The sequence below is a fragment of the Velocimicrobium porci genome (genome assembly GCF_009696045.1).
GTDB lineage: Bacteria > Bacillota > Clostridia > Lachnospirales > Lachnospiraceae > Velocimicrobium > Velocimicrobium porci.
Window position 1 is genome coordinate 1 of record NZ_VUMT01000015.1, and the last position, 21824, is coordinate 21824.

The window sequence follows — 21824 nt, forward strand, 5'->3', positions numbered from 1 at the left end:
TAGTCGGTAAAGATTCTTTGTAAGATATTCATAACCCTATTATGCAGGAAAAATTAACAAAAAGAAACCCCTAAATTCCCTCAAGATTGAGGGCAGGGGAGTTGAAGTGTCGAAGACACTTTTTTATTAGCTTTTCTAATAGAAAAAATAAAATATATTAATTTTATTTATAATAAAAGTTGTGTTACTATGATAATTAGAAAGAAAACAGTCTGAAATCGGAGGTAAATTATGAGCAACGTGAAAAGAATCTATGTAGAAAAAAAAGCACCTTATGCTGTACGTGCAAAAGAGTTAAAAGAAGAGTTGTCCAGTTATCTTGGAATGGAACATATTACAAATGTAAGGGTATTAGTGCGTTACGATATGGAAAATGTAAGTGATGAAACTTATCAAAAAGCTTTAAAAATTGTATTTTCCGAGGCTCCTGTTGATATTTTATATGAAGAGGAGTTTGAAACGGAAGATACAGATGTTGTATTTTCAGTAGAATACTTGCCAGGACAATTTGATCAGAGGGCAGATTCTGCAGAACAATGTGTAAAGCTATTAAATGAAGCAGAAAATCCGATTATTCATACAGCTACTACATATGTACTTTCTGGTACAATTACAGAGAAAGAGTTAGAAGAGATAAAGGCATATTGTGTAAATCCGGTAGATTCCAGATTAACAGATGAAGAAAAACCACAGACATTGGTAACTCAATTTGAACGTCCAGAAGACGTTTTGATTTTTGATGGTTTTTGTGATATGGATGAGGAAAAATTAAAAGAGCTTTATGATTCTTTAAACCTTGCTATGACATTAAAAGACTTCCTTCATATAAAAAAATATTTTTCAGAAGAAGAAAAACGCGACCCTTCTATGACAGAAATTAGGGTTTTAGATACTTATTGGTCAGATCATTGCCGTCATACGACATTTTTAACAGAGCTTAAAAATGTTACTTTTGAAAACGGATATTACCATGAACCGATTGTAGCAAGTTACGAGCGTTATATGAATGATAGAAAAGAAATTTTTAAAGATAGACCGGACAAGTTTGTTTCTCTGATGGATATTGCTCTTATGGCAATGAGAAAATTAAAACAAGAAGGCAAGCTTGCAGATATGGAAGAATCGGATGAAATCAACGCTTGTTCAATTATTGTTCCAGTGGAGATTGAAAAAGAAGATGGAACAAAAGAGGAAGAAGAATGGCTTGTATTTTTCAAAAATGAAACCCATAATCATCCAACAGAAATTGAGCCATTTGGTGGTGCTGCTACTTGTCTTGGAGGAGCAATTCGTGATCCGTTGTCAGGAAGAGGCTATGTATATCAGGCAATGCGTGTAACAGGTGCTGCTAATCCAACAACTCCGGTAGAAGCAACATTAAAAGGCAAGCTTCCACAGAAAAAAATTGTAAAAGGTGCTGCAAGCGGATATAGCTCCTATGGCAATCAGATTGGTCTGGCAACCGGTCTTGTAAATGAAATTTACCACCCAAATTATGTTGCAAAACGTATGGAAATCGGTGCCGTTATGGGTGCAGCTCCTAGAAAAAATGTAATTCGTGAAAATTCTGACCCGGGTGACCAGATTATTTTATTAGGTGGCAGAACAGGTCGTGATGGATGTGGTGGAGCAACAGGTTCTTCGAAAGTACATACGACGGAATCAATTCATACCTGTGGTGCGGAAGTACAAAAAGGAAATGCTCCAACGGAACGGAAAATTCAAAGGTTATTCCGAAGAGGAGAGGTTAGCTCAATTATTAAAAAATGCAATGATTTCGGAGCGGGTGGTGTGTCCGTTGCGATTGGAGAACTGGCAGATGGGCTTCGGATTGATTTAGATAAAGTTCCAAAAAAATACGAAGGACTGGATGGAACAGAGCTTGCGATTTCAGAATCTCAAGAGAGAATGGCAGTTGTTGTAGAAGCAAATGATGTAGAAAAAATGCTTGCATTTGCAGAAGAAGAGAATTTAGAAGCAGTAGTTGTAGCAGAAGTAACAAAAGAGCCAAGACTTGTAATGCTTTGGCGGGGAAAAGAAATTGTAAATATTGAAAGAGCCTTTTTAGATACAAATGGGGCACATCAGGAAACGGATGTATGTGTTACAATGCCTTCGAAAGAGTCTTATTTTGCTCGCAAAAAAGAGATAGAGAATTTAAAAGACGAATGGATTCATACATTAAAAGATTTAAACGTATGTTCTCAAAAAGGACTGGTTGAAATGTTTGACAGTTCAATTGGTGCAGCAACAGTAACAATGCCTTATGGCGGTAAATATCAGATGACTCCAACCCAGACAATGATAGCAAAACTTCCGGTATTAGACGGAAAAACAGACACGGTAACAATGATGAGCTATGGATTAGATCCATACTTATCGTCCTGGAGTCCATATCATGGATCAGTATATGCAGTACTTTCATCTGTAGCTAAAATTGTTGCTTCCGGTGGGGACTTTAGAAAAATCAGATTTACGTTTCAAGAATATTTTAGACGTCTTGGAACAGATAAAAAACGTTGGGGTGAACCTATGGCTGCACTTTTGGGTGCTTATGAAGCACAGATGCAGTTTGGACTTCCTTCCATCGGTGGTAAGGACAGTATGTCCGGTACGTTCAATGATATTGATGTTCCTCCTACCCTTTGTTCATTTGCTGTGGATGTAGCAAATGTTCAAGATGTCGTTACACCTGAATTGAAAGAAGCAGGAGATACATTAGTATTGTTCCCATGCAAGATGGATAAATATCAATTGCCTGCCTATGAGACTATGATGAAGAACTACGATGCAATTCACAAGCTGATGGAACAAAAGGTAATAAAAGCTGCCTATGCTGTTTCGAATGGAGGAATTGTAGAGGCAGTCAGCAAAATGGCATTTGGTAATCAAATTGGTGCTGAGCTTTGTAGAAAAAGAGCAAATGAATTTTATTTTGAAAAACAGTATGGCGCAATTATTGCAGAAGTTGCAAAATTAGATATGGAGAAATTGGAGCAGTCTGGTGTTGATTATGAAATTATTGGACAGACAATCAATGATAAGGCATTTATTTGTGGAGAAATGAAGCTTTCTATTGAAGAAGCACAAAAGGCGTGGGAGCAGACATTAGAGTCGGTATATCCAACCCACTCTGGTGTGGAAAAAGAAATTCTTCCGACATCTGTTTATGATGCAAAAGAAATTTATACTGCAAAACAAAAAATTGCTAAACCAAAGGTATTTATTCCGGTATTTCCAGGGACAAATTGTGAATATGATGCAGCACGTTCATTTAAAGAAGCTGGAGCAGAAGTAACAAGTGTGGTATTTAAAAATATGACGGAACAAAATATTAAGGATTCAGTAAACGAATATGAAAAAGCAATTCGCGAGGCAAATATTATTATGTTCCCTGGTGGTTTTTCAGCAGGAGATGAACCAGATGGCTCGGCTAAATTTATCGCATCTGCATTCCGTAACCCTAAGATTATGGAGGCAGTAAATGATTTGCTAAAGCAGAGAGATGGCTTGATTTTGGGTATCTGTAATGGATTCCAGGCATTAATTAAGCTTGGATTGGTTCCATATGGAGAAATCTGTGAGATCGATGAAAATGCTCCTACTTTGACAACAAATCATATCGGACGACATATTTCAAAGTCAGTTTATACAAAGGTTGTAACAAATCATTCACCATGGCTTTCAAAAGCAGAACTTGGCGGTGTTTATGCAATTCCTGCTTCCCATGGAGAGGGGCGGTTTGTAGCAAACAAAGAATGGTTGAAACAATTGTTTGAACAAGGACAGGTAGCAACCCAGTATGTTGATCTTGATGGCAACCCAACAATGGACGAGGCATTTAATCCAAATGGTTCTTATATGGCAATTGAGGGAATCACAAGTCCGGATGGTCGTGTATTAGGAAAGATGGCACATTCCGAGCGTCGGGGAGATGGAGTTGCACTGAATATATCAGGAAATCAGAATCAGCACATTTTTGAAGCAGGTGTGGAATATTTTCGATAAGTTTTGAAATGTTTCAAGACACTCTAATTTATACTGAAAAGGACAAGGTTGCCCGTATACAGAAAAATATACAAAATTATAAGAAAAAATTAAGAAAAATTGTGAAGTAAAAAAAGAAAAGTTGTGATACACTTATTATTAGTTCGTAGTAGGTGGTGTAACGATGAATTTGTACGATGCGATATTTGTGCGGCAATCTGTGCGAAGCTTTCAGTTAGAGCCGATTGAGCAGAGGCTGTTAAATAATATAATGAATTTTGCGAATCATCTGGAAAGTCTGGATGATTCGCTGGAAGTGAAATATGAAATAATAGATAAAGTGACAGAACAGGAAAAACATAATGGTTCTCTTTGGATAAAAGCTCCTTATTATTTTGTATTATATAGTAAAATAGGCGAAAATTATTTAATGAATGCCGGTTATTTGCTGGAGCATATTTGCCTTTATATGACAACAAAGGGACTTGCAACCTGTTTTATGCAAAATGTAGGAAGTATTAAAAAGCATGAAGGGTATGAACCTGTTCTTCAAATTGCTTTTGGCAAGAGCAACAAAAATATTTACCGTGAAGCAAAAAAAGTGAAAAGGCTTAAATTAAATGAAATTTGCATTTTTAAAGAGGAAGTTTGTAAAGAAGTTCAGGAAATATTGAATGCAGCAAGAATGGCACCTTCATCTTTAAATAGTCAGCCATGGAGATTAATTGTTTATGATAATCGTATTCACTTGTTTTGCAGAAAAGAAGTTATTGCTTTTAAGAAAATGAAAGCATTGCATGAAATTGACATGGGAATTATTTTGGCAAATTTGTGCATTGGAGCAGAAGAGATGTGGCTTTTATCGGAACTGATGAAATCAGAAAATATTTTAGAAAGACATTTTCGTAAAAATGAATATGTTGCTACATTAAAGCTGATGAGATAGAAAAAATCTGTGAAGAGAGAAAAAAGGGGAAAGCAGGAATAGAATCTGTTTTCCTCTTTCTTACTTTATAGGAAACTTCGTCTCCTATAAAGCAAAAACGCTCCGCGAGGATGTGCACAGATGCGAAAGGAGTATTGTTGCAAAAAGCATGCAACACGCATCTGGCACGCAAAGTGGAAAAGTTTTGATAAGTGAATTATAGTGGGGATATGTAATGTACAGTTCGTGTGAAGAACGGGGGAGATACATTGACAAAAACTGTCAAGTTCACTTATAATATGACAGATGATTAATTTGGAGGTGAGCAGGTGCGTTACATTTCAATTGAATATGCAAAACCGGGAATGATGCTGGCAAGGTCAGTTTATGATGAAGCCGACAGGGTACTGGTAGGTGCTTATAATGAGCTTACAGAGGATTTTATAACAAAATTAGCGAAACGAGGATTTCCAGGAGTTTATATAGAAGATGAATTGTCGAAGGATATTATTATCCAGGAAACAATTTCGGCTGAACTTAGAAATTATGCAGTGCGAAGCTTAAAAGAATGCAATATTGATGCGACACTTGATATTGCAAAAGCGATTGTTGACCAGATTATGAATAGCAGGGTTATAAGTCTGGATTTGGTAGATTTGCGAACGTTTGATGATTATACTTATAGACATTCCGTAAATGTAGCTGTACTTTCAACTGTAATCGGAAGTGGTATGGGAATGAATTCCCAGGAATTGGTGGATTTATGTGCTTCTGCTATTTTACATGATATTGGGAAAATATGTATTGATAAAAACATTTTAAATAAGCCGGGAAAGCTTACATCAGAGGAATATGATGTGATAAAAACCCATGCCAGACTTTCTTATGATTTGATTAAAGAAAAATGGAATATATCGGCAAAAACAAAGAATGGTGTATTATTTCATCATGAGAACGAAGACGGAAGCGGTTATCCACTTGGTCTGGAAAAAAACAACATTCATCCATTTGCGAAAATTATTCATGTTGCTGATGTATACGATGCTCTTATTACAAAACGTTCTTATAAAAAAGCATTTTCACTGGCAGAGGCAATTGAATATTTAATGGGTGGATGTGATATTTTATTTGACCGAAAAGTGGTTGAAACATTTTTGGATTATGTACCAGTGTATCCAAAAGGAATTACCGTCTTACTTTCAGATGGAAGAGAAGCAATTGTAGTTGAAAACTATAAACATAGTACGCTTCGGCCAAAAGTTCGTCTTACTACAGGAGAAGAGATTAATTTGAGTGACGAAACAAAAAATCGTAATATTACAATTATAGGTATTCAGGGCGAAGAGATTGCGGTAGGAGAAGATTTACTTCAACATGAGGCCAGAAGACATTTTGGGAAAAAACATATCCTTGTTGTTGATGATATGGTAACGAATTTGAAGACAATGCAGGGAATACTGGAAAATGACTATAAGGTTTCAATTGTAAAATCAGGACAGCAGGCGTTAAATTTTTTAGAGCGTGTGATGCCGGACTTGATTATGATGGATATTGATATGCCGGATATGGATGGAATAGAAACGGTTGAGAAGATTCAAGAAAAATATGGAACGCAAATACCGGTTATATTTTTAACTGCATTAGCGGATGAACAAACAGTACAAAGATGCAGAAAAGTGAAAGCAAAAGACTATATTGTAAAGCCATTCAAACCAGTCTATGTATTGGCAAGAATTGTATTAGCATTGGAGGAATAGCTATATGTTTATAATGCTATCAATTTTACAGGTAATTTGTGTTATTCTTTCTTTTTTTATAACAGTATCAATATTAAATTATCAAACGAATTCAAATGAATATAAATTATTGTTAACCGGGATGATTTATGTATTTGTTTATAACTTAAGCTGCATATTTGAAATTGGATGTGAGGGCGAAGAAGCCGCCCTCTTTATTTTTCAGATAAAAGCAATAGCGATTTGTCATGCTCTATTTTTGATGTTTTTATTTATTGTAAAATATTATAATTTAAAACTAACAAAAGGAATCGAGGCACTTTTAATTATAGTAAACATTGTTGTTGTTACCGGAGCTATGACTTGCCAGACGAACCGGTGGTTTTTTAAGAAGATTGAATTTGTGAAAACAGGTCCGTATCCTCATTTGGAATTTGAAAATGGGGTGGGTGCATATGGATATTATGGGATGATATTCCTCTTGGGAGTAATTATTAATTTTGTTACATTTAAAAATTCTATGGAAAATCGAAAGGGAAAGAGAGGAAAAAGAGAAATTTATCTGTTTATTTCTACGATTGTTCCTTTACTTTCCTTTTTCTTTTATTACTATCTTTTTAAGCCATATAATCCAATGCCCATTGCCTTATTTATTTCAGGAGTATTCCTTATGACAGGAACTTATAAATATCAATTATTTGATGTTATAGAAAATGTAAAAGACAGAATGATTGATACAATGAAAGAGGCAATTATTATTGTTGACAGTCAAGGTGGTTTTCTTCATGCGAATAAAACAGCGAAACAGATTTTTAAAGATTTGCAGGCAAAGAAAAAGGAAGAAAAATTATCTGATTTGATTGATTTGGACAATATAGTGGAAGACTATCCACAAGAATTTGTCTATAATAATTGTTACTATGAATGTAGTACAACAATTGTTCGCAATAAAGATGAGATAGAGGGATATGCTTTTTGTATTGCGGATGTTACACAAAGAAGAGAATATATGGAAGATTTGATTCGTATGAAAGAAAAGGCAGATGAGGCAAATCATGCGAAAAGTGCTTTTTTGGCGAATATGAGTCATGATCTTAGAACTCCGATGAATGCAATTATTGGTATGTGTCAAATTGCAGTGCGGAAAGAAAAAGAAGCAAAGCAAAAGGAACTGCTTTCAGAAATTGAATATTCTGCCCAAAGTTTATTAGGGCTTATCAATAATATTTTAGATTTTTCTAAAATAGAAGCAGGAAAATTAGTACTAAAAAAAGAAAAATATGATATGTCTGAACTTATACATGAAGTTTCTGCGATGATTTATATTTTACTTATGGGTAAGCCAATAGAATTTTACGTAAATATAAAAACAAAAATACCGAAATTTCTTATTGGAGATGGAATCCGAATTCGGGAAATTATAATGAATCTATTAGGAAATGCCACAAAGTTTACAAAAGATGGAGAAATAAATTTAAATATTTCGTGGGAAGAATTCTCGGAAGAGGAAAATTTAACAATTCAGGTGAGTGATACAGGGATTGGAATGCGACAGGAAAATTTGGATGTGATTTTTGAAGAATATGGACAGATTAGAGAAGAATCTGAAAAAGCAAGAGGAACAGGTTTGGGGCTTTCTATTGTGAAAGAATTGGCAGAGCTAATGAATGGAACGGTTCAGGTTGAAAGTACATATGGTATGGGAAGTGTATTTACGGTTATTGTTTCTCAGGAAAAAGAAAAAGAATGTGAAATGATTGGTAAGAAACAATATACGAAGAAGACGATTGGAGAGTTGAAGAAAAAGGGGAAAGAACGGGAAGAACAGCTTAAATTTCCTGGGAGGCGAGTTCTTGTTGTCGATGATGTTTTAATGAATTTAAAAGTGATGCAAGGACTATTAGAGCCATATGATATTTGTGTGGCAACAGCTACGAATGGAAAAAAAGCAATTGAATTAATGAAAAGCCAGTTATTTGATTTAGTTTTTATGGACAGCCGAATGCCGGAAATGAATGGAGCGGAGGTTGTGGAAATCATTCGAAGAGAACGGGGCAATTATTTTAAAGACTTACCAATTATCATGATGTCTGCAGAAGGAAACTATGGAGAAGCTAAGAAGTATACAAAATACGGATTTACTTCGAATTTAGCGAAGCCGGTTCAGATAGAAGAGTTAGAGCAAATTATGATGGAGTGGTTTTTAGAAACTATGCTGGATATGAGAAGTGGAATCAGGCAAACAGGAGGCAGAAAGGAACAGTATATTAGAATTCTTGAAACCTATATGGAGGAAATAGGAAAATTAAAAGATGAATTGTCTGATATATGGAAAGAGGATAGAGATCTTTTTAATGTAAAAATACATGGAATTAAAGGAAGCAGTTGGAATATAGGTGCAATCAATATAGGAAACGAAGCAGAACTAATAGAGAGCAGAGCGAAGGAAGGAGAAACAGAATTTGTTGAAAATAACTTAAAATTATTTATTCAGAATTTGGAGCATTTATTAGAGAAGATTGATGAAGTAATAGTACGAGAAAACGAAATAGAACGGAAGGATAAAGGAATCGGCAGGAAAGAGTCTGAACTTTATCAGTTAATTTTACAATTTAAAGAAGCTTTTTCGAATTATGATATCGAAAAGTTAGAGTTATTGGTTAATGAATTAGAAACCTGGGAGGCAGATGAAAATTTAGAACCATTTATTTTGGAGCTAAAAAAACTGATTTATGAGCTGGAATATGAGAGAGGAGAGGCATTTGTATCGCAGTGGATTGAAAAAAATATAAAAATTAAAAAAAACTGTTGACAAATAGAAAATAATGATATAAAATATCTTTTGTTCGGCGATGAAAAAGAAGAACGAAAGATATGCGCGAGTGGCTCAGTTGGTGGAGCACGACCTTGCCAAGGTCGGGGTCGCGGGTTCGAGTCCCGTCTCGCGCTTGTGAGAAAAATTCATATTGATACATATAAAAAATACCGGTAATGGTAGATATGCGCGAGTGGCTCAGTTGGTGGAGCACGACCTTGCCAAGGTCGGGGTCGCGGGTTCGAGTCCCGTCTCGCGCTTGTGAGAAAAATTCATATTGATACATATAAAAAATATCGGTAATGGTAGATATGCGCGAGTGGCTCAGTTGGTGGAGCACGACCTTGCCAAGGTCGGGGTCGCGGGTTCGAGTCCCGTCTCGCGCTTTTTTTATTTTGTAGGAAAGTTCGTCTCCTATAAAGTAAAAACGCTCCGGAGGATGTGCACAGATGCGAAGGGAGTATTGTTGCAAAAAGCATGCAACACGCATCTGGCACTCAAAGTGGAGCAAGTCCCTCATGAGTGAGGAATACAGGGAGTTGAGGTAGACTTGTCCACTTTGTTCTTTAGATTTAGAGCCTTAGATACTTCATTTATTTGAGTGTCTAAGGCTTTTGACGTTACAAAATAGGAAAGACCTTTGCATTGATAAGTTTTTACGGGGCTCAAAGTCATGCTTTTCATGCCAGCATGAAAAGCATGACCTTTTGACCCTGGTATCATATTATATAAGTATTATAGAAAAACCAGTAATAGAAAAAAGAGGGAAGAGTAAAATGTGGTTATTATTTGCGATAGGTTCAGCTTTTTTTGCAGGCATTACCTCGATATTTGCAAAAATCGGTATTAAAGATATTGATTCTCACTTATGCACAGCATTACGGACGATTGTTGTTGTGATATTTTCATGGCTTATGGTATTTGTGACAGGAGCAGCTTCCGACTTAAGCCGGCTTTCACTGCACACATTAATATTTTTGTGTCTATCGGGAGTCACGACAGGGGCATCCTGGTTATGCTATTTTAAGGCATTACAAATCGGAGATGTTAATAAAGTAGTACCAATAGACAAATCAAGCACTGTGTTAACGGTTATCCTTGCAATATTATTTTTTCATGAACCAATTAGTATAATGAAAGTTCTATCAATAGCACTGATAGGAGCAGGAACTTATCTGATGATTGAGAAAAAGCAGCAGACACAAAACGAACGGAAAGGCTGGCTAGCGTATGCCTTATTATCAGCGGTCTTTGCAAGTTTAACATCAATATTAGGGAAAATAGGAATCGAAAACATAGATTCAAATTTAGGGACGGCTATAAGAACAATTGTTGTATTAATAATGGCATGGCTTATTGTATTTCTACAAAAAAAACATACAAAAATAAAAGAAATCAATAAAAAAAGCTGGTTTTTTATCCTTTTATCAGGTTTTGCAACCGGCCTTTCCTGGTTATGCTATTATCGGGCGTTACAGGATGGAATTGTTAGCATAATTGTACCAATTGATAAATTAAGTATATTAGTTACCGTATTATTTTCATACATTGTATTTCATGAAAAACTTTCCAAAAAATCTTTTCTTGGACTTGTATGGATTATAGCAGGCACACTTGGGATGATTATGTGAAAGAAAATTACTCCCCAAATTAAAGAATTAAGTTGAAATACAATGAAAACACTGCACTTTTCTTAATAGATATGTTATGATAATAATAAGGTGAAAACTATCATTTGTTCGATTAATACAAGAAAGAAGGAAAAGCATGAGTAGTGTAGATCAGGAATATATTGATTACATTATCGATTTTTTAAATGATGAAAAAGTAAAGGAAATGAAACAATATGTCCAGCATGGTAATACAACAACCTATAAGCATTGTTTAAAAGTATCTTATTATAGTTACAAATTAGCAAAGCGATTCCATTGTGATGCGAAAGATTGTGCGATTGGAGGATTACTTCATGATTTTTTCTTATATGATTGGCATGTTAAAGATAAGGAACGAGAAAAAGAGTTTTTTCTGCCTCATGGGTTTACGCATGGAGTAGTTGCAGAACGGAATGCAAGAAAATATTTCGAAATTGATGACAAATGTTCGGATATTATTATTACACACATGTTTCCTCTTACAATCTGGAAAGTGCCAAAATTTAAAGAGAGTTATATTGTTTTAACGGTCGATAAATATTTAACAATTGCAGAATTTTTTTCAGGAAAAGTGAAGTGGAAAAAATGGCTTTCTTTTCTTGACACAGAGTCTTTTGGTATGGTAAGATAAATTCATTCAAAGGTTTCTGATTACTGACGGGTAATGTGGAGAACCACAGGGGAATCAGAAATTGCTATTATGCCGACCGTCTGGGCAACATTTGCGGAGAATGTTGTCCTTTTTTTATGAAAAAATGAGTGAACTAGATTGAATTTGTAAATGCTATTGTTTTAGTCGCAGTTTATAAAATAAGGACAGCTTATTGTGAAGGGAACGATAGGAAATAATTGCATGTTTACTTATCTAGGTTGCGAGTGTAAAATTTATAAATCGGATAACAATTTTGTTATTACGCTGATAAGTAAATCTGCTTTCTATGGTTGCCCATTGAGCATTATGCCAGTTGACAAAGGAAAGGAGATTTTTTATTATGAATTACAAATCTGATATTGAAATTGCACAGGAAACTGTTATGGAGCCGATTACTGAGATTGCGAAGACTGCGGGAATTGAAGAAAATTATTTGGAACAATATGGTCGCTATAAAGCAAAAATTGATTACAATTTACTGAAAGCAAAAAATCTTGAAGATGGAAAATTGGTTCTTGTAACAGCAATTACACCAACACCTGCAGGAGAGGGAAAGACAACGACTACAGTCGGTCTTGCTGACGGAATGAAACGATTGGGAAAAAACGTTATGGTGGCGTTAAGAGAGCCTTCTTTGGGACCTGTTTTTGGTATTAAGGGCGGTGCAGCCGGAGGTGGTTATGCACAGGTAGTTCCAATGGAAGATATTAATCTTCATTTCACAGGAGATATGCATGCAATCGGCGCCGCTAACAATCTTTTGGCAGCAATGCTTGACAATCATATTTATCAGGGGAATGCTTTAAATATTGACCCAAGAAGAATTACATGGAAACGGTGCGTAGATATGAATGACCGTCAGTTGCGGTTTGTGACGGATGGTCTTGGTGGAAGAGTAAATGGTGTGCCTAGGGAAGATGGCTATGATATTACAGTTGCTTCCGAAGTTATGGCAGTTTTATGCCTTGCAAATGATATCACTGACCTTAAGAAACGTCTTGCAAGTATTATTGTTGGTTACACTTACGATGAAAAGCCTGTAACAGCCGGCGACCTGCATGCAGAAGGTGCTATGACAGCATTATTAAAAGATGCGTTAAAGCCAAACTTAGTGCAGACACTTGAACATACACCGGCGATTGTTCATGGCGGACCATTTGCTAATATTGCTCATGGCTGCAACTCTGTTATTGCAACAAAAATGGCAATGAAATTAGGGGATTATGCAGTTACAGAGGCAGGCTTTGGCGCAGACCTAGGTGCAGAGAAGTTTTTGGATATTAAATGTCGTATGGCGGGACTTGTGCCATCAGCGGTTGTTGTTGTTGCCACGGTAAGAGCATTGAAAAATCATGGTGGCGTGGCAAAGGAGCAGTTAAATGAAGAAAATCTGGAAGCATTAGAAAAAGGGATTCCAAACTTATTACAACATGTAGAGAATATTAAAAATGTATATAAACTGCCATGCGTGGTAGCGATTAATGCCTTTCCAACCGATACAAAGGCAGAGCTTGATTTGGTGGAACGAAAATGTAATGAATTAGGCGTTAATGTTGCATTATCTGAAGTGTGGGCAAAAGGTGGCCAAGGTGGAATTGCTTTGGCAAAGGAAGTAATTCGACTTTGTGAAGAACCAAATGAGTTTTCACAAAGCTACGAGCTTGATTTGAGCATTGAGGAAAAATTAAATGCAATTGTAAAGAAAATTTATCATGGTGATGGTGTCGTACTAACTGCAAATGCAAAAAAACAAGCGGACAAATTGACCGAGTTAGGTTTTGATAAATTGCCAATCTGCGTTGCAAAGACACAGTATAGTTTTTCGGATGATATGACATTAAAAGGAGCACCAAAAGGATTTAAGGTTACAGTAAGAGAGCTTAAAGTATCTGCAGGAGCAGGTTTTATTGTAGCACTTACTGGAAACATTATGACAATGCCTGGTCTTCCAAAGATTCCGGCTGCAGAACGAATTGATGTCGATGAGAGCGGTAAGATTTCAGGATTGTTTTAATTAGTTAAAAAAATACGTTATAAGTTTTGGGTGACTTATAAAAATAGGAGAAGAAGTATGTATCAGGAAGAGTTTAAAACTGCTGTAAATTTTGCAAAACAAAAGATACGATTTTTAATATCAAATCCGTTCGGATACGTTATAGCATCTTTGTTAGCCGGGATGTTTATTAGTTTCGGTTGCTTTGTTACATTCACAATGGGAGCATATCTTACAGATGCCGGATATGCTCCGGTTAAAGTTATTATGGCATTTTCCTTTGCTTCTGCGCTCAGCCTTGTTATGATGGCTGGTGCGGAACTATTTACCGGAAATAATTTTGTTATGGCAGTTGGAACTTTGGCAGGACAGGTTTCAATGAAGGATACATGGAAGCTGTGGGGAATTAATTTTTTAGGAAATTGGCTTGGCTCTGTATTGGGGACTTTTTTATTTTTCCTCACAAAGATGCCGACAGGAATTGTAGGGAACTTTTTTGCTGAGATTGCTTATACAAAAATTACTGGAAGCCCCGGAACTCTTTTTGTAAAAGGAATTCTTTGTAATATGCTTGTGTGTCTGGCGGTTTGGTGCGGGATACGAATGAAAAGTGAAGCTGGAAAATTAATTATGATTTTTTGGTGTATTTACATATTTATGATTTGTGGATTTGAGCATAGCATTGCAAATATGACTGTAATTTTGGTAGGACTTTTGAATCCTTCAGGTCTTGATATAACTTTTTGGGATTATCTTTATAACCTTTTCTTTGTCACAGCCGGTAATATGACAGGTGGAATTTTATTCGTAGCAGTACCTTATTTTCTGATTTCAAAACCTATTTTAAAGAACGAAAAGTAGAATGAAAACATTGATAAACTTTTTCATTTGTTAAAAATTTAGCAATTTCTACAAAATGAATAAAATATAGTAAAAAAAATAAAAAAAATAAGATATTTTGCTGAATTGAAAACGAAAAAAGCAATGAAGAATTGGCATGTTGACGAATGTATATTTATTCTTTGACATTCGATTCGTAAAATAAAAAAAAATGCAAGTTGTAAAAAGGGCAGAATTGCTTTATTTTACATGGTTTGAAAAGGCAAAATAGCTTGACAAAATGGCAACTTCCACATATCCTAAAAAGGCAACAATCAAAGTGAAGACGAGATAAGAAAGGAAGAGAAAATGAGAACAGAATGGTATGATTTTGAACCAGGGAGCTGGACAAGCGATATTAATGTAAGAAGTTTTATTCAGCACAATTATACTCCTTATGAGGGCGATGATTCATTCTTAGCTGGTCCTACAGAACGTACAAAAGAATTATGGGACGAAGCATTAAAGCTTATGAAAGAAGAAAATGAAAGAGGGATTTTAGATGCTGAAACATTACATCCTTCTACAATTACTACATTCGGTCCTGCTTATATAGATAAAGAAAAAGAAGTTATTGTTGGATTCCAGACAGATAAACCATTAAAACGTGGAATTATGCCAAACGGTGGTATCCGTGTTGTGAAAAATGCACTGTCTGCATATGGATATGAATTAGATAAAACAACAGAAAGTATTTATACAAATAATAGAAAAACACATAATGATGGTGTATTTGATGTGTATACAGAAGCAATGAGAAAGGCAAGACATTCTGGAATTATCACAGGACTTCCAGATGCTTATGGACGAGGAAGAATCATTGGTGATTACCGTCGAGTTGCTTTATATGGTGTAGATTATTTAATTGAAGAACGTTTAGAGCAAAAGAAGTTGTTAGAACGTGATGTTATGGAAACACCAGACATTCGTCTGAGAGAAGAGTTATCGGAGCAGATTAAAGCCTTAAAGCAGTTAAAAGAAATGGCATTATCTTATGGCTGCGATATTTCCCAACCTGCTAAAAATGCAAAAGAAGCAGTTCAATGGACCTATTTTGGTTATCTTGGAGCAATCAAAGAACAAGATGGAGCAGCAATGAGTCTTGGACGTGTATCCACATTCCTTGATATTTACTTTGAACGTGATTTAAAGAACGGAGTGATTACAGAAGAGGAAGCACAGGAGTTAATTGACCAATTTGTTATGAAGCTTCGTATGGTTCGTTTCCTTCGTACACCGGCATATAATGAATTATTCTCAGGAGATCCTACATGGGTAACAGAATCTATTGGTGGTATGGGTATGGACGGAAGAACTTTAGTTACAAAAAATAGCTTCCGTATTTTACACACACTATACAATTTAGGACCGGCTCCGGAACCAAACCTGACTGTACTTTGGTCCAATAACCTTCCAAAGGCATTTAAAACATTCTGCTCTAAGGTATCAATTGATACAAGTTCAATTCAATATGAGAATGACGATGTAATGCGTGATGTATGGGGTGATGACTATGGAATCGCATGCTGTGTATCTGCAATGCGTATTGGTAAACAAATGCAGTTCTTTGGAGCGAGAGCAAATCTTGCAAAAGCACTTCTTTATGCAATTAATGGTGGTAAAGATGAAAAATCCGGAGAACAGGTAGGACCTGCATTTGCTCCAATTACAAGTGATTACTTAGATTATGATGAGGTAATGGCACGCTTTGACCAGGTTATGGATTGGTTATCTGTACTTTATATCAATACATTAAATGTAATTCATAACATGCACGATAAATACTGCTATGAAAGACTTCAGATGGCACTTCATGATGTTGATGTATTCCGTACAGAAGCATGTGGTATTGCCGGACTTTCTGTAGTTGCCGATTCTTTATCTGCAATTAAATATGCGAAAGTAAAAGTAATCCGTAACGAAGAGGGATTAGCAGTGGATTATGAAGTAGAAGGTGATTATCCTGCATTCGGAAACAACGATGAACGTGTAGATGAAATGGCAGTTGATTTAGTTCATACCTTTATTAATAAACTTCGTAAGGTAAAAACATATCGTAATGCAAAACCTACGTTATCCATTCTTACAATTACATCAAATGTTGTATATGGTAAGAAAACAGGAAGTACACCAGATGGAAGAAAAGGTGGAGAACCATTTGCACCAGGTGCAAACCCAATGCACGGAAGAGATAAGAGCGGTGCCTTGGCATCTATGTCTTCTGTGGCAAAATTGAAATATAAGGATGCAGAAGATGGAATTTCTTATACATTCTCTATTGTACCAAAAGCATTAGGAAAGACAGAGGATGAGAGAGTTGAACATTTAGCTGCATTATTAGATGGATATTTCCACGATAAAGGACATCATATTAATGTCAATGTATTTGACCGTGAAACATTATTAGATGCAATGGATCATCCGGAAAAATATCCACAGCTTACAATTCGTGTATCAGGTTATGCAGTAAACTTTATTAAATTAAGTAGAGAACAACAATTGGATGTTATTAATCGAACATTCCATGAAAGGGATTAATGTCAATGGAAGGAAGAATTCATAGTCTGGAAAGTTGCGGTACCGTTGACGGACCAGGGATTCGTTTTGTCACATTTTTACAAGGGTGTCCACTGCGATGTCAGTATTGTCACAATGCAGATACATGGGACACAAAAGGTGGGACTGTCTATACACCGGAAGCGTTGGTGAAAGAAATTAAAAAATATAAATCGTATATGAAATTTTCTGGCGGAGGTGTGACCTTCACAGGAGGAGAGCCGTTATTGCAGGCTGAGTTTTTACGAGAGGTATGTACCCTTTGTAAAAAAGAAGAGATTTCTACTGCAATTGATACATCAGGATTTATATTCAATCAGACAGTGAAAGAATTACTTGAGGTTACGGACTTAGTTCTTTTGGATATGAAAAATTTTGACCCAGAGGTATATAAAACAGTAACAGGAGTTCCACTTAAGCCAACATTACAATTTTTGGATTATTTGAAAGAAAAAGGAATAAAAACATGGATTCGTTATGTTTTAGTTCCGGGACTTACAGATAATTTGGATACAATTAAAAGTATGGCCAAATATTTAAAAGGATATGAAAATGTAGAACGAATTGAGTTACTTCCTTTTCACAAGATGGGTGAGTTTAAGTGGAAAGAACTTGGTTATAATTATCAGCTGGCAGACACAGAACCGCCATCAAAGGAGTTAATCAATCGAGTGATTGAGTTATTAAAACTTTCAGGAAAAGAAATCGAATAGCGTATTGAAACAAGAAAAAGAATAGAAATGTCTTCCAATGTATAAAAATTATGAAATACATTTGGAAGACATTTTTTAGGTGGAACTATTAAATAAAAATTATTGCAGATTATGATTTTTATTAAGAAGAATTGTAAATTCTTCTTCTGATAGGATTTTGATAGGGTGACCTTTCTGCTGTAGTTTGATTGCTTTTTCTAATTTTCTGGATATGCCGCCTTCTGCGACAAGAATTTCTTCTTCTCCGATTCCGGCAACGAGGTAATCGACAGAAGAATTTAATTTATCTGAAAGAAGTCCCCCCAGATTGACAACTTTAAGCATTGCTTCTCTTCTGGACATTGTTTTTAAAATACCGGTAAAAATAAATGTTTTTTGCCAAATATCATTGGGAAAATTTCCATTCGGTTCGGCAGATGGAAAAATGGATTCGGCTTTTAATCTCCTTCCGGTATTAGTAAAACTGAAAAGATAATCTTTGACAGTAGGAAAAGAGGCAAGCATTGTCTGTTTCAGTTTCAAAAAACAGGAATTGGTGATATAACAATCGGTTAATGCACGATGTGCTCCAGATAAATCAATTTCATAGTAAGAAGCCATATCTAATAATTTATGGTGAATAAATTCTGGAAATAGCTTTCTGGAAATTGTCAGTGTATCAATATAATCATTTGTTAAAATTGGCAAATTAGCCTCATTTAGTTCTTTATTTAAAAAGGAAAGATCAGATATAACATTGTGACCAACAATTGGAACATCCCCAAGAAAGAGTAGAAAAGAAGAAATACTTTCTGAAAAAGAAGGAGCAGTTTCAAGCATAGTGTCTGTAATGCCTGTTAAAGAAATAACATGCGGGGATAAGTTAGAAATGGGTGGTTTAATTAGTGTTTCAAATGTATCAATTATTGTATTATTTTTTATTTTAAGACCTGCAAGTTCAATAATATAATCATTTTCAAGTGACAGCCCGGTCATTTCTAAGTCAATAACAGTATAATCATTTGGAAAATCGTAACGTTTCTGTGATTGTGGATGTATCATAATAAAAATCACCTCATATACAAAATTAGATAAATTTTATTTTAGCAGTATGGGAAGGGGAAAGCAAGAAAAAAATAATTTTGCGTGTATTTTAGATAGAGATTTAAAGAGCTTTAGAGAAAAAAAGATTGGAGAATATGTTTCTATTTTTAATAATGATATTGATATGGTAGAACAGGATTATTTTGTGAATTTATTCCAAATTTATTCCAATATTTTGGGAATTATCTTACAGGTTCTTGTTGCACTTTATTTAAACTTTTATTTAACAATTATAGTGATTTTTATTGGATTGTTTGTATTGGCATTTCCGATTTTATTTTCATCAAGTATTGAAATTAAACGGAAAACACTGTTAAATTCCTATGAAAAGATGAATGGAAATCTAACCGACTATTTTAAGGGATTTGAATATATTAAAATATCAAATCTTCAAAATATAATTTTAGAAAAATTTAATATAGTAAATGAAGAAACGGAAAAGAAAAAATATAAATATTTGTTAATTAGCAATATTTTAAATAGTAGTTTAAAAATTTTATCGATAGGTGCAATTATAACAATTTTGGTATGTGGAGCATATTTTGTGATTCAGAATAAGATTACGATAGGAAGTCTGGTTGCAATTTTACAATTGTATTCAGGTGTCTTTCAAAATATTTCAGAGCTTTCGTTTCAAATTAGTGAGTTTACAACAGTAAAGCCGGTTGTAAATAAATTAGGTGAAATTTTAGCTGATAAAGGTAGATGGGATAAGGGAGAAATAGAAATAAAAGAATTTGATAAAATTATATGGGAACAGGTGGGATATTCCTATGATGGGAAAACGCGAATACTGAATTCTATTGATTTAAAACTAGAGAGGAACAAAAAATATGCAATAATTGGAGATTCTGCTTCAGGAAAATCAACGATTATTAATTTGCTATTAAAGAAATTTTCTTATTCAGAAGGGAGAATTCAATTTGACGATGTAGAGCTAAAAGAGATAAAGGAAGAGGCTTTGTATAACATGATAGGGTATGTTCCTCAAGACATTCACTTATTTTGTGATACATTGCAATTTAATCTTTTGCTAAAGCAGTCAGAGCGGGTTGAAGAGGCGAAAGAGCTTATCAGAAAATTTGAATTATCTAAATTTGTTCAGAATGAACAGAATATGGAAGACATAATGATAGATGAGAATTCTACGAATTTATCAGGCGGTGAAAAACAAAGAATTGGTATTATTCGTGAATTGCTAAAACATAAACCGATTTTAATTATGGATGAGGGAACTTCAAATTTAAATCGTGAAATGGCAGAGAAAATTCAAGATTATATTTTATCGCAAACGGATTTGACAGTAATACATGTTCTTCATAATTATACGAAAGAGCTTTTGAATAAATATGATATGATAATAAGAGTAGAACATGGAACAATCAGAGAAATAAGGTGATACGAAATAAAAAATAAGAATGATGAAAAGCAAAGTTTTGATTAGAATACAGAGGTTATAAAAAGCATTTGTCGTTTTTTATTGTATTCTATTTTTTCATATGATAAAATTAGGAAAAAAGAAAGGATACAGATAGCCTTTTGTGAGTAAGAAGCGGGAGAATGGCTATGATGGTAAATGATATGAAGTTTGCATTTAATCATAACAATATAAATGTTATTGATTTAGAAAAGTCAATTGCTTTTTATAAAGAAGCGCTAGGCTTAAAAGAAATTAGAAGAAAAGAAGCTGCGGATGGAAGTTTTATTCTTGTTTTTTTAGGTGATGATTCAACAAGCCATGCATTAGAGCTTACCTGGCTTAGAGATTGGGAACGTCCATATAATCTTGGTGATAATGAATTTCATTTGGCATTTGAGACAGATGATATGGAAGCTGCTCATGAAAAACACAGTCAAATGGGTTGCATTTGTTTTGAAAATAAGACAATGGGTATTTATTTTATTAGTGATCCGGATGGATATTGGATTGAGATTATACCGACAAAATAAAAAGGAGAGATTAGGATGCCTTCGTTTTTAGCAGATTATAGTTCCTTTTATGGGACAGGGGAAAAAAATGAGCAGGGACTTGACTTGCCTTGTTTTTTAGAAAACTATCATCCCGGAGATTATGAAAATCCAAGTGTAACAACGGATATTATTGTATTGAAGCATAACGGAACGATTAAAAATCCGGAAAATGATTTTAAAGTTTTGATGGTAAAAAGAAAAAATCATCCATGTATTGGAACTTGGGCACTTCCAGGTGGCTTTGTAAATATCAGAGAAGATGTGGAAGCTGCTGCAAAGCGTGAATTAGAAGAAGAAACACATCTTTCTAATATTCCTATGGAACAACTAAGAACATGGGGAGAGGAGTGCAGAGATCCCAGATATCGGGTGATTACAGTTGCTTATCTTGCAATTGTCGATGAGTCAGTGGCAGAAATAAAGGCAGACGATGATGCATCCGATGCTGCCTGGTTAAGTTTAGAAATAAAACACGAAAAGCAAGAAGAAGTAGAACAAAGAGGCTTAAAAAAACTTAAAAATCGCTATAAAGTCCATGTATATAATGAAGATAAACAGGTAGATTTAACTGCCTATGTAGATGTGGAAGAGAACAAAGACTCTATTATTAAAGAAACAAGTTACTATGTTGCGGAAAATAATGGAATTGCATTTGACCATGCGAGATTTTTGGTACAAGCCATTTTATATTTAAGAAAAAGTATGTAAAAAAGAAGAGCTGTGATTGAGGGGAAACAGCTCTTCTCTTTTAGAGAGGGGTTATAAAGAGAATTAGGTATTAACATTTTGGGGAATAAAATGTTTTTTGATTCTCTACTAATATTAAACTACAAAATTAGTAAAAAGTAAAGAGAAAAATGCA

At 34.8% G+C, this 21824-nt stretch carries 14 protein-coding genes, 3 tRNA genes and 1 riboswitch; of the genes, 16 read left to right on the plus strand and 1 reads right to left on the minus strand.

All coding sequences use genetic code 11. The features are described from left to right. Window positions 1-231: 231 nt before the first annotated feature. The 13 genes from FYJ58_RS10175 to pflA all read left to right on the plus strand — a co-directional run bounded on the left by FYJ58_RS10175 (window position 232) and on the right by pflA (window position 17908). A complete protein-coding gene (locus tag FYJ58_RS10175; RefSeq protein ID WP_154519627.1) occupies window positions 232-4008 on the plus strand; it encodes a phosphoribosylformylglycinamidine synthase in 3777 nt (1258 codons plus the stop codon). Window positions 4009-4171: 163 nt separating this feature from the next. Next, complete coding sequence (locus tag FYJ58_RS10180) at window positions 4172-4933, plus strand: nitroreductase family protein (RefSeq protein WP_154519628.1); 762 nt, start codon at window positions 4172-4174, stop codon at window positions 4931-4933. A 308-nt stretch (window positions 4934-5241) separates the two neighbouring features. Further along, a complete protein-coding gene (locus FYJ58_RS10185) occupies window positions 5242-6669 on the plus strand; it encodes an HD domain-containing phosphohydrolase (protein ID WP_328597842.1) in 1428 nt (475 codons plus the stop codon). Between the two features lie 4 nt (window positions 6670-6673). Next, window positions 6674-9460, plus strand: coding sequence for an ATP-binding protein (locus tag FYJ58_RS10190; protein ID WP_154519629.1), 2787 nt, complete (start codon window positions 6674-6676; stop codon window positions 9458-9460). 64 nt (window positions 9461-9524) lie between these two features. Next, a tRNA-Gly gene (locus tag FYJ58_RS10195) sits at window positions 9525-9597 on the plus strand. Window positions 9598-9650: 53 nt separating this feature from the next. Beyond that, window positions 9651-9723 (plus strand) — tRNA-Gly (locus tag FYJ58_RS10200). A gap of 53 nt (window positions 9724-9776) precedes the next feature. After that, window positions 9777-9849 (plus strand) — tRNA-Gly (locus FYJ58_RS10205). Window positions 9850-10239: 390 nt separating this feature from the next. Beyond that, window positions 10240-11094, plus strand: a complete 855-nt coding sequence (locus FYJ58_RS10210; RefSeq protein WP_154519630.1) for an EamA family transporter — start codon at window positions 10240-10242, stop codon at window positions 11092-11094. A gap of 136 nt (window positions 11095-11230) precedes the next feature. Further along, a complete protein-coding gene (locus tag FYJ58_RS10215; RefSeq protein ID WP_154519631.1) occupies window positions 11231-11746 on the plus strand; it encodes an HD domain-containing protein in 516 nt (171 codons plus the stop codon). A gap of 9 nt (window positions 11747-11755) precedes the next feature. Further along, window positions 11756-11839, plus strand: a riboswitch (ZMP/ZTP riboswitch). Between the two features lie 268 nt (window positions 11840-12107). After that, window positions 12108-13781: a formate--tetrahydrofolate ligase gene (locus tag FYJ58_RS10220; protein WP_154519632.1), complete on the plus strand. Its 1674-nt coding sequence runs from the start codon at window positions 12108-12110 to the stop codon at window positions 13779-13781. Window positions 13782-13838: 57 nt separating this feature from the next. After that, on the plus strand, window positions 13839-14621 hold the full coding sequence (locus tag FYJ58_RS10225; protein ID WP_154519633.1) for a formate/nitrite transporter family protein: 783 nt from the start codon (window positions 13839-13841) through the stop codon (window positions 14619-14621). 327 nt (window positions 14622-14948) lie between these two features. Beyond that, window positions 14949-17177 (plus strand): formate C-acetyltransferase, encoded by a 2229-nt coding sequence (gene pflB, locus FYJ58_RS10230; RefSeq protein WP_154519634.1) that lies wholly within the window; start codon window positions 14949-14951, stop codon window positions 17175-17177. Between the two features lie 5 nt (window positions 17178-17182). Then, a complete protein-coding gene (pflA, locus tag FYJ58_RS10235; RefSeq protein WP_205839226.1) occupies window positions 17183-17908 on the plus strand; it encodes a pyruvate formate-lyase-activating protein in 726 nt (241 codons plus the stop codon). Between the two features lie 99 nt (window positions 17909-18007). Here pflA and FYJ58_RS10240 read toward each other — a convergent pair whose 3' ends face one another. After that, window positions 18008-18949: an exonuclease domain-containing protein gene (locus tag FYJ58_RS10240; protein ID WP_154519636.1), complete on the minus strand. Its 942-nt coding sequence runs from the start codon at window positions 18947-18949 to the stop codon at window positions 18008-18010. A gap of 49 nt (window positions 18950-18998) precedes the next feature. Between FYJ58_RS10240 and FYJ58_RS10245 the strand changes: the two genes are divergently transcribed. From FYJ58_RS10245 to FYJ58_RS10255, 3 genes are all read left to right on the plus strand, one after another. After that, on the plus strand, window positions 18999-20390 hold the full coding sequence (locus FYJ58_RS10245) for an ATP-binding cassette domain-containing protein (protein ID WP_154519637.1): 1392 nt from the start codon (window positions 18999-19001) through the stop codon (window positions 20388-20390). Between the two features lie 182 nt (window positions 20391-20572). Beyond that, a complete protein-coding gene (locus FYJ58_RS10250; RefSeq protein ID WP_154519681.1) occupies window positions 20573-20941 on the plus strand; it encodes a VOC family protein in 369 nt (122 codons plus the stop codon). Window positions 20942-20956: 15 nt separating this feature from the next. Continuing rightward, the gene (locus FYJ58_RS10255; protein WP_154519638.1) at window positions 20957-21670 is read left to right on the plus strand and encodes an NUDIX domain-containing protein; all 714 of its coding nucleotides are present in this window, start codon (window positions 20957-20959) and stop codon (window positions 21668-21670) included. Window positions 21671-21824 lie beyond the last annotated feature (154 nt).